Annotated in this window: 2 protein-coding genes; both read left to right on the top strand. The window is 40.2% G+C overall.

What is annotated here, in order from left to right:
• Nucleotides 1-36: 36 nt before the first annotated feature.
• A complete protein-coding gene (gene tnpA, locus JGK11_RS32645) occupies nucleotides 37-435 on the top strand; it encodes an IS200/IS605 family transposase (protein WP_293194019.1) in 399 nt (132 codons plus the stop codon).
• Nucleotides 428-1,713 (top strand): transposase (locus JGK11_RS32640; protein WP_293194017.1); only part of this gene is annotated, 1,286 nt, incomplete at its 3' end. The genes tnpA and JGK11_RS32640, both read left to right, overlap by 8 nt.

Genomic DNA, 1,713 nt, shown 5'->3' with positions numbered 1-1,713 from the left:
AGCACCATATACAGCATCAAGCTGTATAACTATAGTATGAGTATTAAATACAAGTCAAACAAGAACATTGTCTACTCTTGCAAATATCATATTGTGTGGTGTCCCAAGTATCGTCGCAAGGTTCTAGTTGAAGGCGTCGATATCCGTCTGAAGGAAATATTATTAGAGGTTGCAACTGAGTTTAAGAGCGAATTAATTGAAATGGAAGTGATGCCAGATCATGTTCACCTTTTAGTCGAATGCGATCCTCAATTTGGGATTGCTAAACTCATTCGGTATATGAAAGGGCGCTCATCTCGATATCTCCGCCAAGAATTTCCTTGGCTAAAAAGTCGATTGCCAACGTTGTGGACTAATAGCTACTTTATTTCAACCGTTGGCGGTGCACCTATTTCGGTAGTCAAGCAGTATATTGAGAATCAAAAAAATGTCTAGTTATGGTTGCCAACAAAATTTAATTAGCGCAGATCGAACTTTAAAAAGCATCTTAGAATTTGTTTGTGAAGAGTCAAACAAGTTAGCTAATTGTGGACTTTACTACTCTCGGCAATTGTATTTCAAAACTGGAAAATTTCCAAGTAAAGCCACTTTGCACAGGCTGTTAAAAGGCAATCTCCACTTCAAAGCCTTGTACTCTCACGTAGCTCAACAGACTTTAACAACTGTGGCAGAGTCATTCCAGTCGTATATTGGACTACTTAAGGGTGTCAAAAATGGTACAGTCACGCAACACCCTAAACTGCCGGGATACCGCAAAAATAGCCTCAAGCTGGCGACGTTTCCCAAGGCAGATGTAAAGTTGAAAAGCGGGCAACTAAGGTTTCCATTGGGAGGTAAGGTTAAAACATGGTTTGGAGTTAGTGAATTCTATCTACCAATGCCGTCAAACTTAGATTACGACCAAATCCGAGAAATTCGCATCTTACCGAGGAATGGGCAATTTTATGCTGAATTTGTCTATAAAATTCAGCCAATAACAGTTGAATTAGATGCCAGTAAAGTTCTAGGTATTGACCCAGGATTAAATAATTGGTTGACCTGTGTTTCCAATGTGGGAACAAGTTTGATTATAGATGGATTGCACCTAAAATCATTAAATCAGTGGTATAACAAACGAGTTGCAACAATCAAAGAGAACAAGCCTCAAGGCTTTTGGTCTAAACGATTAGGGAGGATTACGGAGAAACGGAATAGGCAAGTTAGAGATGCCGTCAATAAAGCAGCTAAATTAGTATTGAATCATTGCCTGCAAAACCAAATAGGCACTGTTGTATTTGGCTGGAACAAAGGAATGCGTCAAGAAATCAATCTTGGAAGTAAAACAAACCAAAGTTTTGTGCAAATTCCAACAGCCCGATTAAAGGATAGAATTTCTCAACTTTGCGAGCAACATGGCATTCAATTTGTTGAAACTGAAGAAAGCTATACGAGTAAGGCGAGTTTTTTGGATGAGGATGAACTACCTAAGTTCGGTGAAAAACCTGAAGGGTGGAAAGAATCTGGAAAACGTGTCAGTCGCGGCTTGTATCGTTCAAAAGATGGAAGCAAAATCAATGCAGACTGCAACGGTGCTGCGAATATTTTGCGAAAAGTAGCGGCAACTTTAGGGCTTTGTCTTGAAGGAGTCAGTAGAGGCGCTTTGATTTCGCCTTTGAAAGTTCGCATTTGGACTCTTCAAGAATCCCCGTCCCGGAGCGGGCTGGGGAGTATCAA

Source organism: Microcoleus sp. PH2017_34_RAT_O_A, from assembly GCF_020737885.1.
Lineage (GTDB): Bacteria > Cyanobacteriota > Cyanobacteriia > Cyanobacteriales > Microcoleaceae > Microcoleus.
This window is presented reverse-complemented; position numbering and strand designations above follow the sequence as displayed.